13 protein-coding genes are annotated in these 13,837 nt (G+C 72.5%); 9 read left to right on the forward strand and 4 right to left on the reverse strand.

What is annotated here, in order from left to right; genetic code table 11:
- Positions 1 to 29: 29 nt before the first annotated feature.
- Entirely contained in the window at positions 30 to 1,148 is a 1,119-nt protein-coding gene (locus AQJ66_RS32615; protein ID WP_061929167.1) for an ATP-grasp domain-containing protein, read from the reverse strand.
- 261 nt (positions 1,149 to 1,409) lie between these two features.
- Between AQJ66_RS32615 and AQJ66_RS32620 the strand changes: the two genes are divergently transcribed.
- Together AQJ66_RS32620 and AQJ66_RS32625 are read left to right on the forward strand one after the other, a co-directional pair.
- On the forward strand, positions 1,410 to 2,315 hold the full coding sequence (locus AQJ66_RS32620) for a metallophosphoesterase family protein (RefSeq protein WP_061929169.1): 906 nt from the start codon (positions 1,410 to 1,412) through the stop codon (positions 2,313 to 2,315).
- Complete coding sequence (locus AQJ66_RS32625) at positions 2,263 to 2,937, forward strand: 4'-phosphopantetheinyl transferase family protein (RefSeq protein ID WP_061929171.1); 675 nt, start codon at positions 2,263 to 2,265, stop codon at positions 2,935 to 2,937. Before AQJ66_RS32620 ends, AQJ66_RS32625 begins: the two co-directional genes overlap by 53 nt.
- Before the next feature lie 31 nt (positions 2,938 to 2,968).
- Here AQJ66_RS32625 and AQJ66_RS32630 read toward each other — a convergent pair whose 3' ends face one another.
- From AQJ66_RS32630 to AQJ66_RS32640, 3 genes are all read right to left on the reverse strand, one after another.
- On the reverse strand, positions 2,969 to 3,196 hold the full coding sequence (locus AQJ66_RS32630; protein ID WP_061929304.1) for a hypothetical protein: 228 nt from the start codon (positions 3,194 to 3,196) through the stop codon (positions 2,969 to 2,971).
- A gap of 187 nt (positions 3,197 to 3,383) precedes the next feature.
- Complete coding sequence (locus tag AQJ66_RS32635) at positions 3,384 to 3,923, reverse strand: hypothetical protein (protein WP_061929306.1); 540 nt, start codon at positions 3,921 to 3,923, stop codon at positions 3,384 to 3,386.
- A 32-nt stretch (positions 3,924 to 3,955) separates the two neighbouring features.
- On the reverse strand, positions 3,956 to 4,612 hold the full coding sequence (locus tag AQJ66_RS32640) for a helix-turn-helix domain-containing protein (RefSeq protein WP_061929173.1): 657 nt from the start codon (positions 4,610 to 4,612) through the stop codon (positions 3,956 to 3,958).
- 240 nt (positions 4,613 to 4,852) lie between these two features.
- Between AQJ66_RS32640 and AQJ66_RS32645 the strand changes: the two genes are divergently transcribed.
- From AQJ66_RS32645 to AQJ66_RS32675, 7 genes are all read left to right on the forward strand, one after another.
- Positions 4,853 to 5,515, forward strand: coding sequence for an MmyB family transcriptional regulator (locus AQJ66_RS32645; RefSeq protein ID WP_061929175.1), 663 nt, complete (start codon positions 4,853 to 4,855; stop codon positions 5,513 to 5,515).
- Between the two features lie 123 nt (positions 5,516 to 5,638).
- Complete coding sequence (locus AQJ66_RS32650) at positions 5,639 to 6,637, forward strand: LacI family DNA-binding transcriptional regulator (protein ID WP_208611500.1); 999 nt, start codon at positions 5,639 to 5,641, stop codon at positions 6,635 to 6,637.
- 140 nt (positions 6,638 to 6,777) lie between these two features.
- A complete protein-coding gene (locus AQJ66_RS32655) occupies positions 6,778 to 8,130 on the forward strand; it encodes an ABC transporter substrate-binding protein (RefSeq protein WP_061929179.1) in 1,353 nt (450 codons plus the stop codon).
- Positions 8,131 to 8,135: 5 nt separating this feature from the next.
- The gene (locus AQJ66_RS32660; protein WP_061929181.1) at positions 8,136 to 9,089 is read left to right on the forward strand and encodes a carbohydrate ABC transporter permease; all 954 of its coding nucleotides are present in this window, start codon (positions 8,136 to 8,138) and stop codon (positions 9,087 to 9,089) included.
- On the forward strand, positions 9,086 to 9,961 hold the full coding sequence (locus AQJ66_RS32665) for a carbohydrate ABC transporter permease (RefSeq protein WP_061929183.1): 876 nt from the start codon (positions 9,086 to 9,088) through the stop codon (positions 9,959 to 9,961). The genes AQJ66_RS32660 and AQJ66_RS32665 overlap by 4 nt, the downstream gene beginning before the upstream one ends.
- Positions 9,962 to 9,994: 33 nt before the next feature.
- Positions 9,995 to 11,602: a glycoside hydrolase family 13 protein gene (locus AQJ66_RS32670; RefSeq protein WP_061929186.1), complete on the forward strand. Its 1,608-nt coding sequence runs from the start codon at positions 9,995 to 9,997 to the stop codon at positions 11,600 to 11,602.
- A gap of 53 nt (positions 11,603 to 11,655) precedes the next feature.
- Entirely contained in the window at positions 11,656 to 13,836 is a 2,181-nt protein-coding gene (locus AQJ66_RS32675) for a galactose-binding domain-containing protein (RefSeq protein WP_061929188.1), read from the forward strand.
- Position 13,837 lies beyond the last annotated feature (1 nt).

The raw sequence follows: 13,837 nt of genomic DNA on the forward strand, positions 1-13,837 counted from the left end.
CTGAGTCGCACGGCCCGGCCGGCCGGCGCCTACAGCGGCAGCGCGCCGGCCGTCTCGGCCGGCTCCACGGGCGCCGGTACGGCCGGCAGCAGGACCCCGGTCTCCCGCCGCTGGTGCGGCAGCGACACCGGCCGCAGCGGCCGGGGGCCGGCCACCACCGTGTAGTCCTGTCCCAGGAACGGCGGCTCGACGGGCCCCGGGTCCTCGCCCAGCGCCAACTGGACAGCGGCCCACGGGGCGTTCACCCCGCAGAGGGACAGCTGGTGCAGGCCGCCGGCGGGCCGCGTGTTGACGTCCATCAGCACCGGGCGGTCGCCGAACATGCGGAACTGGACGTTGGACAGGTAGTGCAGCCCGAAGCCCTCCGCGATCAGCCGGGCCGGCGCCAGCCACTGCTCGTGCAGCGTGAAGCCCCGGCGGCGGCCGTTCTTGGTGCGGCCCACGGCCAGCCGGACGCGGTTGTCCGTCCCGGTCAGGCAGTCGACGGACACCTCCGGCTGCCCCAGGCGCGGCATCACCAGCCAGTCCACCGGCTCCTCGGCCGCCCGCAGCGCCCCGACGACCAGGTCGAGCGGGACGTGCGGCCCGGGGAAGCCGCCGAGGTGCGTCAGCGAGAAGGGAGCGCGGGTGATCACCCGGAAGCCGACCCCGCCGGCGCCGGAGGCCGGCTTGAAGCACGCCGTGTGCCCGGCCGCCTCCAACTCCTCCACGGCCGCCAGGAGTTCGTCGGCCGTGCGGACCCGCCACCACGGCGGCACCGGCACGCCGACCGAGCGGACCGCCTCGTACGCGGTCACCTTGTCCTCGAAGACGGCCACCGCCTGCGGCGTCGGTGCCAGCAGGGCCGTACCCGCCGCAGCGAACTCGGTGCGGTGCGCCACGATCGCCGCCTGGTGCAGCCGGGGCACGAACACGTCGATGCCGCGCCGCGCGCACTGGTCCAGGGCGTACTCGACGTACCCGGCCGGGGACAGGCCCTCCGGCTCCAGGTCGGCGGTGTCGGCGGCGGCCAGCACGGGGGAGTCGGGGTCCCCGTGGGTGGCATGGATCTCGACGGCCCGGTCGCTGGGATTCCTCCGCAGCTGATCCATGAAGAACACGTTCTCCGCGTACGTGCGGTTGAGCCAGACGCGTACGCGAGAGAGCATGCAGGCCGCCTTTCAGGGTTTTCGGGCAGGACTCGGCGGCCCGTGCCCGGGCAGGAGGAAGGAAGGGACACCAAGCAGCCCCGGGAAAAGGGAGTTGGGTGCTGGTGTTGGGGCGATCATACGGCTTTCAAGCGCCCGCGCGTGCAACGCACGTGTTACGGATTCGCCCGGCCGTCCGGGGCACGCGGCCGGGGTTCCCCTTGTCCGCGGACGGTGAATGTGCTGTCGTGGTGCCGACCGGATGATCGCGAGGGGGTACGGGTGGAGCCGACGGCCGGGGCCGGACAGCTGCTGGCCATCAGCGACCTGCACGTCACCTATCCCGAGAACCGCGCCCTCGTCGAGGCGATGCGCCCCGGCACGGACGACGACTGGCTGATCGTGGCCGGGGACGTCGCGGAGACGGTCGAGGACATCCGGTGGACCCTCGCCACGCTCGCGGACCGCTTCGCCAAGGTGCTCTGGGCGCCCGGCAACCACGACCTGTGGACCCACCCGAGGGACAGCGTCACCCTGCGCGGCGTCGCCCGCTACGAGCACCTCGTCGCCCTGTGCCGGGACCTCGGCGTCACCACGCCCGAGGACCCCTACCCGGTGTGGCACGGCCCCGGCGGGCCGGCCGTCGTGGCCCCGCTGTTCCTGCTCTACGACTACTCCTTCCTCCCGGCCGGCTGCGCCACCAAGGAGGAGGGCCTGGCCTACGCGCAAAGCACCGGCGTCGTCTGCAACGACGAGCACGTGCTCCATCCCGACCCGTACCCGGCCCGCGAGGACTGGTGCCGGGCCCGGGTCGCCGAGACCGAGCGCAGGCTCGCCGCGCTGCCCGCCGGCCTGCCCACCGTCCTCGTGAACCACTACCCGCTGGACCGGCACCCGACCGACGTGCTGTGGTACCCGGAGTTCGCCATGTGGTGCGGCACCACCCGCACCGCCGACTGGCACCGCCGGTTCCGCGTGGCGGCCATGGTCTACGGCCATCTGCACATCCCGCGGACCACCTGGCACGAGGGCGTCCGCTTCGAAGAGGTGTCCGTGGGATACCCCCGCGAATGGCGCAGGCGCCCGGAACCCCCGGGCCGGCCGCGCCGCATTCTGCCGATGGAGGTCGGACCCGGTGATCGAGGAGCTGCTCCCGGAGTCGGTGGTGGCCGTGGAGGCGTACGGTGACCAGGACGCCGAAGCCCGGCTGTACCCGGAGGAGGAGCGGCTCGTGGCGCGGGCGGTGGCCAAGCGCCGCCGGGAGTTCGCGGCCGTGCGCGCCTGCGCCCGGCGCGCCATGGAGAAGCTCGGCGTGCCGCCGCAACCCGTCCTCACCGGTGAGCGCGGCGCACCCGTCTGGCCCCGGGGGCTGACCGGCAGCATGACCCACTGCGACGGCTACCGCGCCGCCGCCCTCGTCCGCGCCGGCGACCTGGCCGCCGTCGGCATCGACGCCGAACCGCACGGGCCGCTGCCGGAAGGCGTCTTCGACACCATCGCGCTCCCCGCCGAGCAGGACCGGGACCGCGCGCTGCACGCCGGCGGATCCGCCGTGCACTGGGACCGGCTGCTGTTCAGCGCCAAGGAGTCCGTCTACAAGGCGTGGTTCCCGCTCACCCGCGCCTGGCTCGACTTCTCCGAGGCCGACATCGAGCTGGCGTGCCACCCCGGGCGCGGTACGCGCGGCCGGTTCACCGCCCGGCTGCTCGTCCCCGGGCCGGTGGTGGGCGGCACCCGCCTCGAAGGGTTCGACGGGCGCTGGCTCATCGAGGACGGCCTGGTGCTGACCGCCGTGGCCGTCCCGCACTGACCGGGACGGCCACGCGACTTCCCGGCCGGTCTCACGCCTCGTGGCACCAGTGGCGCACCAGCCGGAAGAACTCCTCCTCGTTGCCCGCGAGTCCGGCCCCCGCCAGGGCCCGCTCCGCCTCGGCGAGCACGGACGGCGGCAGCGCGACGGGCCGGCCGCCGTCCGGTGGCCCGTCGAAGGCGGCGCGGACCGTATGGAGCAGCCGCAGATAGGCCTGGACGGCGGTGCGCTCGCGGTCGGTCGGTACGGCGGTCTGCATCGGTCGGCTCTCCCCGGTTTCGGCGTCACGGATCACGCGCCCTGCGGCGCCGCGCACCGCGTCCTGCGGCACACCCCTCCAGCTTGCCGTCCCCCACTGACAACGCCCCGCGACCGCACGGCCGTACGGCGGCCGGCGTCACCCCCCGGGCACCTCCGGGCCACTCCCGGCGGCGCCCGGCACCCCCTCAGCCCTGCGGCCCCGGATACCCTAGGGACGCCTCGATGCGGCCGGCGACGCCGCCCCGCCGGACCGGGGCGCGCAGGGCCGAACCGGCCAGCCACGTACGGCATCTGCTGGCGAGGAGCAGGCCGAAGGTCTCGGCGTCGCGCTCCTCGCTGCGGTCGAACCGGGTGCGCGCGGCGACCCGGTGCACCGCGGCCTGCAGGGCGGCCTGGTCGGTGTCGTCGCCGAGCAGCCGGGTCGCCACGCCGGTTCCGGCGACGTGATGGCCCGAGTGGTCGGCCTGCATGTGCCACAGCTCGTGGCCGAGGATCACCAACTGGTGCCCGGGAGCGGTGCGTTCCTCCACCACGACCAGGTCACGGTCGGCCATGTCCAGCCACAGCCCGCTGGCCGTGCCCGGCGGGAAGGCGGCCGTGCGGAACTGCACGGGCCGGCCGCGGCGGCGGCTCATCGCCTCGCACAGCGCCCGGTACAGCTCCCGCGGCTCCGCCGGCGCCGGCAGCGCGAGGCCCCCGACCAGCTCGGCGCACAGCCGGCGCATGTCCCTGCCGATGCCCACGCTCCTCACCCGGCTCACGACTCGGGCCGCTTGACGCTCTCCAGGAGCATGTCGAGCCACTCCGCGACCTTGTCCCGGTGCTGATCGGTGGGCAGTTGCGCGGCCCGCCAGGCGATCCCGCGCACCCCGTGGTCCTGCAGCAGCCGCTCCAGCGGGTCCTCGGCCGACTCGGCGGCGGCCCGCTCCCGGTCGGCCAGCTTCTGCAGCAGGTCCTGCTCGGTGCGCTGCAGCGCACCCGCCAGCGCCTCGGGATCCTCCGCGGTCAGGAAGCCGGCGTGCACGCGGAAGAACCGCTGCAGCGCGTCGCAGTGCTCCATGGTGGGCCGCCGGTCGCCGTTGATGAGGGCACCGGCCTGCTGCCGGGACATGCCCGCGCCGTCCGCGATCTCCTGCTGGGTGTACTTGCGGCCGCCCGCCTTCAGACGGGTGCGGCGCAGCAGGTCCAGACGCTGCAGGAAACGCGCCTGGACGTCCGGCTCGCCCGCCGGCCGGCCGCCGAGCAGGGCCCTGACCACCGGCTCCGGCACCCCGCAGGCGACCGACAGCCGCGCGGTGTCGAACACCTCGGCGTGCGGCACGCCGAGCCGGTCCGCGAGCGCGGTGACGCGGGCGACGACGGCAGGCAGCTGAGCGGTCTCCGTGGCGCCCGGATCCTCGTAGCCATCCGTCACCGACAGAACTCCTACGTCTCTCGAGGGCAACTGGTTCGTCCGTGGCTGTCACAGACGGCTGCCGTGAACTTCCCGGAGAGTAGCGGGTGCCTCGAACCCGCATCCAGGTCTCGCCACAACTGTGGCGAATTTCAGCCGTCAAGCGGCATGAAATGCCACGATAGTTGACACGACTCTCGTCGGGGCAGCAGGATCGCATCGCCGCGTGAAGGCCGCAGAGGCAAGAGGGGTGACCTCCCGATGGCACATCAGGCAGGAGGGCAGTGGCCGGCGCCGCGGGCCGTTCCCGAGGGCTGCGAGGCCCAGGCGTACCTCCAGGACTACGCCACACTGCTGGAGGCCGCGTCCTTCCCGTCCCTGGTTCTCGACCACCGCTGGAACGTCCTGATGTCCAACGGCGCGTTCCGGACACTCTTCGGCTCGGTGGGCCCCCACCCGACGGCCATGCCCGGGGACAACTTCCTGCGGTTCGTCCTGTTCCACCCCGACGCCGGCGACGTCCTCGGCGAGCACGAGGCGGGCTGGTGCCTGCCGATGCTGGCGCACCTCAAGACCGCTCTGGAGCGCCACGGCCACGACCACGAACTGCAGGCGGTCCGCCGGGACGTCGCCCAGGACCCGATCATGGAGGCCGCCTACCGGCAGGGCCTGCCGCACTGGATCCACGCCGTGGGCGAGGCCGCGGTCCAGCTCGACGGCGCCGTGCGCCTGCTGCGCCACCCGGACCCGCGCCGCGGCCCCACGGAGTGCCGGATCGTCGACGAGACGCCGCCCACCCTGCGGGAGACCGGCCGCACCCGGCTGACGATGGTGCTGCGCGACGCCCGCCGCCCGGCCGCCGCCGCGCGGCGCCCGCGCCGGGCGGGCTCGCACCTCACCGTCGTGCCGGTCCCCGAGGACTGACCCGGCCCCGTCGGCGTTCAGGTCGCCGACGGAGCCGGGCCGGAACCCCCCTCGCCTGGCGGCTTTCACTCCCGGCTCCCCTTTATGCAAGTAGCTTGCGTCTCTTGCGCTAGGCTTGCGTCCATGACGCGACGACTTGCGGAAGTGGCGAAGAAGGTCGGGGTCAGCGAGGCCACGGTCAGCCGGGTGCTCAACGGCAAGCCCGGAGTCTCCGACGCCACCCGGCAGGCGGTGCTGACCGCCCTCGACGTCCTCGGCTACGAGCGGCCCACCCAGCTGCGCGGCGAACGCGCCCGGCTCGTCGGCCTGGTCCTGCCCGAGCTGCAGAACCCCATCTTCCCGGCGTTCGCCGAGGTCATCGGCGGAGCCCTCGCCCAGCTCGGGCTCACCCCCGTGCTGTGCACCCAGACCAAGGGCGGGGTCTCCGAGGCGGACTACGTCGAGCTGCTGCTGCAGCAGCAGGTCTCCGGCGTCGTCTTCGCCGGCGGCCTGTACGCCCAGGCCGACGCCCCGCACGACCACTACCGGCTGCTCGCCGAGCGCAACATCCCGGTCGTGCTGGTCAACGCGGCCATCGAGCACCTCGGCTTCCCGGGCGTCTCCTGCGACGACGCCGTGGCCGTCGAGCAGGCCTGGCGGCACCTGGCCTCCCTCGGCCACGAGCGGATCGGCCTGGTCCTCGGCCCCGGCGACCACGTGCCCTCCGCGCGCAAGCTGGCCGCCGCCCGCGCGATCGCCGGCGACCTGCCGGACGAGTTCGTCGCCCGCGCCATCTTCTCCCTCGAGGGCGGCCACGCCGCCGCGTCCCGCCTGATCGACCGGGGCGTCACCGGCATCATCTGCGCGAGCGACCCGCTCGCCCTGGGCGCGGTCCGGGCGGCCCGCCGCAAGGGGTACGACGTGCCCGGCCGGATCTCGGTCGTCGGCTACGACGACTCGGCGTTCATGAACTGCACCGAACCCCCGCTGACCACCGTCCGCCAGCCCATCGAGGCCATGGGCCGCGCTGCCGTGGAGCTGCTGAACGCGCGGATCGGGGGCACCGCCGTCCCCGCCGAGGAGCTGCTGTTCGAGCCCGAGCTGGTGGTGCGCGGATCCACCGCGCAGGCCCCGCGCGACTGAGGCGCCCACGGCCATCGGAAAGATCCGCCCGGCTGTCGAATAATTGCAGATTCTGCGCGACATGTTGCGTGACGATGTCGGCGGTGCTTGAGTGTGCGGCGCCCACCGCTCCTGCCATGAGTGCCATGAGGGGTCCACCGATGAGACACACCGGGTTCCGCCGTACCTCCGTCGCGATAGGCGCCTGCTGCGCGCTCGCCCTCGCCGCAACCTCCTGCGGCTCGGGCGGCGACGGCTCGGCGAACGGCAGGACGCGCATCACCGTCAACTGCGAGCCGCCCAGGAGCGCCAAGGTCGACCGGCGGTTCTTCGAGGAGGACGTCGCCTCCTTCGAGAAGCGGCACCCGGACATCGACGTCGTCGCCCACGACGCCTTCCCCTGCCAGGACCCGAAGACCTTCGACGCCAAGCTCGCCGGCGGGCAGATGGAGGACGTCTTCTACACGTACTTCACCGACGCGCGACACGTCGTCGACATCCACCAGGCCGCCGACCTCACCCCGTACGTCGGGGACCTGAAGTCCTACCCGAGCATCCAGAAACAGCTGCGGGACATCTACACCGTCGACGGCAAGGTGTACGGCATCCCGCGCACCGGATACAGCATGGGGCTGATCTACAACCGCAAGCTGTTCCGGAAGGCCGGCCTCGACCCCGACAAGCCGCCCGCCACCTGGGACGAGGTCCGCGCCGACGCCCGGAAGATCGCCGCGCTCGGCGACGGCACCGTCGGATACGCCGACTACAGCGCCCAGAACCAGGGCGGCTGGCACTTCACCGCCGAGCTGTACTCCCAGGGCGGCGACGTCGTGGGCCCCGACGGCAGGACGGCCACCGTCGACACCCCCGAGGGCCGTGCCGTCCTGAAGAACCTGCACGACATGCGGTGGACCGACGGCTCCATGGGCAGCAAGCAGCTCCTCGTCATCAACGACGTGCAGCAGATGATGGGTTCGGGCACGCTCGGCATGTATCTCGCCGCCCCCGACAACATCCCGATCCTGGTCAAGGAGAAGGGCGCGAATTACGACGACATCGCCATCGGCCCCATGCCCGGCGGCGAGGGCACGCTCATCGGCGGCGACGGCTACATGTTCAACAGACACGACACGCCCGCCCAGATCCGGGCCGGCCTGAAGTGGCTCGACCACATGTTCCTCACCCCGGGAGCGGGCTTCCTCGGCGACTACGCACGCGCCAGGAAGAACGACGCCCCCGTCGGCCTGCCCGAGCCGCGCCTGTTCACCGGCGCCGCCGACGCCAAGGACCAGCAGGCCAAGAAGGCCGACGCCAACGTGCCGGTGGAGAACTACCAGGCGTTCCTCGACGGCAACCAGCGGCTCCGGATGAAGATCGAGCCGCCGGACGCCCAGCAGATCTACTCCGTCCTCGACGCCACCGTCTCCGCCGTCCTCACCCGGAAGGACGCCGACATCGACCAGCTGCTGAAGGACGCCTCCGGGAAGATCGACGGCATCCTGGCCCGGAGCTGACCGCGATGACCAAGACGGCCGAGCGGCGGCCCGTGCCGAAGGCCGCCGTCCACCCGGTCCCGGCGCCGCCTCCGGTAGGGGGCCGGAGGCGGCGCCGCCTCGCCGACCAGGCCCGCGCCTACGCCTTCCTCCTCGGCGGCCTGCTCTGCTTCGCCCTGTTCTCCTGGTACCCGGCGATCCGCGCGGTCGTGATCGCCTTCCAGAAGTACACGCCCGGCTCGTCACCCGAGTGGGTCGGCACCGCCAACTTCACCCGCGTCCTGCACGACCCCGAGTTCTCCGCCGCCTGGCGCAACACCCTCACCTTCACCGCGCTGGCCCTGCTGATCGGGTTCGCGATCCCGTTCCTGCTGGCCCTCGTCCTCAACGAACTGCGGCACGCCAAGGCGTTCTTCCGGGTCGTGGTCTACCTGCCGGTGATGATCCCGCCGGTGGTCAGCGCCCTGCTGTGGAAGTGGTTCTACGACCCCGGCACCGGCCTCGCCAACGAGACGCTGCGCTTCTGGCACCTGCCCACCTCGAACTGGTCCAACGGCACCGACACCGCGCTCGTCTCGCTGGTGATCGTGGTGACCTGGGCCAACCTGGGCGGCACCGTCCTCATCTACCTGGCCGCGCTGCAGTCCATCCCCGGCGAGCTGTACGAGGCCGCCGAACTGGACGGCGCGAACCTGCTCCAGCGCGTCCGGCACGTCACCGTCCCGCAGACCCGCTTCGTGATCCTGATGCTGATGCTGCTTCAGGTCATCGCCACCATGCAGGTGTTCACCGAGCCGTTCGTCATCACCGGCGGCGGACCGGAGAACGCGACGGTCACCGTCCTGTACCTCATCTACAAGTACGCGTTCCTCTACAACGACTTCGGCGGCGCCTGCGCGCTCAGCGTCATGCTCCTGGTCCTGCTCGGCGCGTTCTCCGCCGGCTACCTGCGGCTCACCCGCTCCGAGGGGGACGCATGAGCACCCGCACCCTGGTCTCCCCGGCCACGCTCGCCCGCCCGCGCGGCAGGGCGGTCTACTGGACGGTGTTCACGGCCGTCGTCGTCCTGTTCGCCCTCGCCTTCCTCTTCCCGGTCTACTGGATGGTGACCGGCGCCATGAAGTCGCCGGACGAGATCGCCCGGACCCCGCCCACCCTCGTCCCGCGCCACTGGCACCTCGGCGCGTACACCGACGCCTGGGACCTGATGCAGCTGCCGCAGCACCTGTGGAACACCGTCGTGCAGGCGGCCGGCGCCTGGGCGTGCCAGCTGGTGTTCTGCACCGCCGCCGCCTACGCCCTGTCCAAGCTGCGGCCCGCCTTCGGCAGAGTGGTCCTCGGCGGCATCCTCGCCACCCTGATGGTCCCGGCGCAGGCGCTCGTCGTACCCAAGTACCTGACGGTCGCCGACCTCCCGCTGATCCACACCAGCCTGCTCGACGACCCCCTCGCCATCTGGCTGCCGGCCGTCGCCAACGCCTTCAACCTGTACCTGCTCAAGCGGTTCTTCGACCAGTTGCCGCGCGACGTGCTGGAGGCCGCCGAGATCGACGGCGCGGGCAGGCTGCGCACCCTGTGGTCGGTGGTCCTGCCCATGTCCCGGCCCGTCCTCGGCGTGGTGTCGATCTTCGCGCTGGTCGCCGTCTGGCAGGACTTCCTGTGGCCGCTGATGGTCTTCCCCGACACCGGCAAGCAGCCGATCAGCGTGGCCCTCGTCCAGCTGTCGCAGAACATCCAGCTCACCGTGCTCATCGCCGCGATGGTGATCGCCAGCATCCCGATGGTGGCGCTGTTCCTCGTCTTCCAGCGGCACATCATCGCCGGGATCAGCGCGGGCAGCACCAAGGGCTGACGCCGGCGCACCGACTGCAGAAAGGGAAGCCCAGTGGGACAGCCCACCCATGCCCCCACGGACCGTGACTGGTGGCGCTCCGCCGTCATCTACCAGGTGTACGTCCGCAGCTTCGCCGACGGCGACGGCGACGGCACCGGCGACCTCGCGGGCGTCCGAGCCCGGCTGCCGTATCTGGCCGAACTCGGTGTCGACGCCCTGTGGTTCACCCCCTGGTACCTGTCCCCCCTGAAGGACGGCGGCTACGACGTCGCCGACTACCGGACCATCGACCCGGCCTTCGGCACCCTCGCCGAGGCGGAGAAACTCATCGCCGAGGCCCGGGAACTGGGCATCCGCACCATCGTCGACATCGTCCCCAACCACGTCTCCGACCAGCACCCCTGGTTCCGTGCCGCCCTCGCCGCCGGCCCCGGCAGCCCCGAGCGCGAACTGTTCCACTTCCGGCCCGGACGCGGCGCGCACGGCGAACTCCCGCCCAACGACTGGCCGTCGCAGTTCGCCGGCTCCACCGAACCGGTGTGGACCCGGCTGCCCGACGGCGACTGGTACCTGCACCTGTTCACCCCCGAGCAGCCCGACCTCAACTGGGCGCATCCGGCGGTCCGCCAGGAGCACGAGGACATCCTGCGCTTCTGGTTCGAGCGCGGCGTGGCCGGCGTCCGCATCGACTCCGCGGCCCTGCTCGCCAAGGACCCGGCCCTGCCCGACCTCGCCACGCACCCCGAGCCCCACCCCTTCGTCGACCGCGACGAACTCCACGCCGTCTACCGCTCTTGGCGGCGCGTGGCGGACGAGTACGACGGCGTCTTCGTCGGCGAGGTCTGGCTCCCCGACCCCGAACGCTTCGCCCGCTACCTCCGCCCCGACGAACTGCACACCGCGTTCAACTTCTCCTTCCTCACCTGCCCCTGGGACGCCGGCCGGCTGCGCACCGCCATCGACACCACCCTCGCCGAGCACGCCCCGGTCGGCGCCCCGGCCACCTGGGTGCTGTGCAACCACGACGTGACGCGCACGGTCACCCGGTACGGCCGCGAGGACACCGCCTTCGACTTCGCCACCAAGGCGTTCGGCACCCCGACCGACCTGGCGCTCGGCACCCGCCGGGCGCGCGCCGCGGCGCTGCTGTCCCTGGCGCTGCCCGGGACCGTGTACGTCTACCAGGGAGAGGAACTGGGGCTGCCGGAGGCCGAGATCCCGGCCGGCCGCATCGAGGACCCGATGCACTTCCGGTCGCAGGGCGCCGACCCGGGCCGCGACGGCTGCCGGGTGCCGCTGCCCTGGGCGGCCGACGCGCCGTACGCGGGGTTCGGCTCGCGCGAGGAACCGTGGCTGCCGCAGCCGGCCGGCTGGGCATCGTACGCGGTCGACCGCCAGCAGCGGGATCCGGACTCCATGCTCTCCCTCTACCGCCGGGCCGTCGCCGCCCGCCCCGCCTTCGGCGACGGCCCCCTGACCTGGCTCCCCGCCCCCGAAGGCGTGCTCGCCTTCTCCCGCGCCCAGGGCGCGACCTGCGTGGTGAACCTCGCCGCCGCGCCCGCCGCCTTGCCCGCGCACTCCCGGTCCCTGCTCACCAGCGGCCCCCTCGACGAGGCGGGCCGGCTGCCGCAGGACACCGCGGCCTGGCTGCTCGGCTGAGCCGCACCCCGCACCAGCTGTCCCAGCACCCCCACCGTCGAAGGGATCAGCCCATGCACAGCAGCAGCACCGCCCGGCATGCCGGGCGCATGCCCGCCGTCGGGGCGGTCGTCGCCCTCGCCGCCGGCATGCTCGTCTCCGTGGCACCCGCCGCCCACGCGGCCGCGGGCGCCACCCTCCCCTTCACCTCCGTCGAGGCCGAGTCGGCCGGCACCACCGGCACCAGGATCGGCCCCGACCACACCCAGGGCACCCTCGCCTCGGAGGCCTCCGGCCGGCAGGCCGTACGGCTCACCTCCGGGCAGCGGGTGGAGTTCACCGTGCCGCGCGCGGCGAACGCGGTGAACGTCGCCTACAGCGTCCCGGACGGGCAGTCCGGTTCGCTCGACGTGTACGTCAACGGCACCAGGCTCACCAGGACGCTCCCGGTGACCTCGAAGTACTCCTACGTCGACACCGGCTGGATCGCGGGCTCGAAGACGCACCACTTCTTCGACAACGCCCGCCTCCTGCTGGACCGGGACGTCCAGGCCGGCGACAAGGTCGCCTTCCAGGCGACCGGTACCCAGGTCACCGTGGACGTCGCCGACTTCGAGCAGGTCGCGCCGGCCGCCGCCCAGCCCGCGGGGTCGGTGTCCGTCGTCGCCAAGGGCGCCGACCCCAGCGGCAACGGGGACTCCACCCAGGCCTTCCGGGACGCCATCGCCGCCGCGCAGGGCGGCACGGTCTGGATCCCGCCGGGCGACTACCGGCTCACCTCCTCGCTGAACGGCGTCCAGAACGTCACCCTCCAGGGCGCCGGCGCCTGGTACTCGGTCGTCCACACCTCCCGCTTCGTCGACCAGTCGAGCTCCTCCGGGAACGTCCACATCAAGGACTTCGCGGTCATCGGCGAGGTCACCGAACGCGTCGACTCCAGCCCGGACAACTTCGTCAACGGCTCCCTCGGCCCGAACTCGTCCGTCTCCGGCATGTGGATCCAGCACCTGAAGTGCGGGATGTGGCTGACCGGCACCAACGACGACCTCGTCGTGGAGAACAACCGCATCCTCGACACCACCGCCGACGGCATCAACCTCAACGGCACCGCCAAGGGCGTCCGGGTCCGCGGCAACTTCCTGCGCAACCAGGGCGACGACGCCCTGGCGATGTGGTCGCTGTACTCCCCGGACACCGACTCCAGCTTCGAGAACAACACGATCTCGCAGCCCAACCTCGCCAACGGCATCGCGATCTACGGCGGCACCGACCTCACGGTGAGGAACAACCTGGTCTCCGACACCAACGCCCTCGGCAGCGGCATCGCCATCTCCGACCAGAAGTTCATGGACCCCTTCCAGCCGCTGGCCGGCACCATCACCGTCGCCGGCAACACCCTGGTACGCGCCGGGGCGATGAACCCCAACTGGAACCACCCGATGGGCGCCCTGCGCGTCGACTCCTACGACAGCGCGATCGACGCGACGGTGAACATCACCGGCACCACGATCACCGACAGCCCGTACAGCGCCTTCGAGTTCGTCTCCGGCGGCGGGCACGGCTACCCGGTCCGCAACGTCACCGTGGACGGGGCGACCGTGAAGAACACCGGGACGGTCGTCGTCCAGGCCGAGGCGCAGGGCGCGGCCACCTTCCGTAACGTCACGGCGACGGGCGTCGGCGCGGCCGGGATCTACAACTGCCCCTACCCGGCGAACTCCGGCTCCTTCGCCCTCACCGACGGCGGCGGCAACTCCGGCTGGTCCACCACCTGGTCGGACTGCTCCACCTGGCCCCAGCCCGGCCAGGGCAACCCCGAGCCCGACCCGAACCGCGACCTCGCCCAGGGCCGCCCGGCCACCGCGACCGGCTCCCAGGACGTGTACACGCCCGGCAAGGCGGTCGACGGCGACGCGAACAGCTACTGGGAGTCCACCAACAACGCCTTCCCGCAGTCCTGGACGGTCGACCTCGGCTCGTCCTACGCCGTGCGCCGGCTGGTGCTGAAGCTGCCCCCGTCCGCGGCCTGGGGAGCCCGCACCCAGACGATCACGGTGCTGGGCAGCACCGACGGCTCTGCCTGGTCCACGGTCGTCGCCGCCCAGGGCTACCGCTTCGACCCGGCCACCGGCAACACGGCCACGGTCGCGCTGCCGAGCGGCACGAACCTGCGCCACCTGCGGCTGACCGTCAGCGCCAACACCGGCTGGCCCGCAGGCCAGTTCAGCGAGGTGGAGGCGTACCTGGCGAATTGAC

The organism is Streptomyces bungoensis (genome assembly GCF_001514215.1).
GTDB lineage: Bacteria > Actinomycetota > Actinomycetes > Streptomycetales > Streptomycetaceae > Streptomyces > Streptomyces bungoensis.